Annotated in this window: 1 protein-coding gene; it reads left to right on the forward strand. The window is 74.5% G+C overall.

Annotation, left to right across the window (positions count from 1 at the left end):
- A partial coding sequence (locus GL263_RS27235; RefSeq protein ID WP_182858391.1) for an ATP-grasp domain-containing protein occupies nucleotides 1–970 on the forward strand: 970 nt, incomplete at both ends.

Here is a 970-nt window from a genome sequence, read left to right on the forward strand (position 1 = left end):
GAACGCGTACGGTCGCCGTCGCGTTCGCTCCCGAGCACGGCGACCACGCGCGGGACTGGTCCCGGCAGCACGGCTGTCCGCTGCTGGCCCCGCCCGCCGGCATCACCGCCCGTGCCTCCGACAAGATCGACTCGCTGGAACTGCTGGTCGAGGCGGGTGTGGCGGTGCCGGAGCACGTGGTGATCCCGGCCGAGCGGCCACGGCCGGCCGCCTCGTACTGGCCGGACGGCTGGGAGGCCGCCGTTCTCCAGCGCCGGGAGAACAACCTCGCGGGACGCGGCACCGTTCCCGTCGACACCCCGGAGGCGCTTCCCGCGGCCCTGGAGGCGTGGGCCGGCCACACCCTGCGGCTCAGCAGGCTGGTGCCCGGGCTGCCGCTGACCGTCAGCGCCTGCGCGGCAGCGGACCGGACCGTCGTCTCCGCCGTCTCCCACCAACTCGTCGGCCTGCCCGAACTCACCCCGGGGTGGGGCACCCACTGCGGCAACCAGCTCGTGGACGACGCCGACCTGCCCGCCCCGCTCCTCGCCCGAGTCCGGGACACCGCCCGGGCCGTCGGCGACGTGCTCCGCCGGCACGGCTTCCGGGGCGTCTTCGGGCTCGATCTTGTGGTCGACGACCGTGTGGACGACAACGGCACGCCCGTGGTCGTCGAGATCAACCCGCGTTTCCAGACGGTGGCGTCCCTGGCCCAGGCGGCGGAGAGCGCGGCCGGGCTGCTTCCCCTGCTGGGTCTGCACGTGCTCGCCTGCCTGCTGCCCGAACTACCGCCGGTCCGCGCCGTGCAGGGACCGGTGCCGCAGCTCGGCCAGCTGATCGTGCACGCCCGGCGGCCCGGACACGTCGCCGAGCTGCCCCGCGCCGGCCGTCGACGTCGGCAGCGGACGCGACTTCGTCAAGCCCAAGAAGGACGACCCAGAAAACCTCCCCAAGGGCCCCACCGTCGACCTCGTCGGCCACGGCACCAAGG

Source organism: Streptomyces durbertensis, assembly GCF_014156695.1.
Lineage (GTDB): Bacteria > Actinomycetota > Actinomycetes > Streptomycetales > Streptomycetaceae > Streptomyces > Streptomyces durbertensis.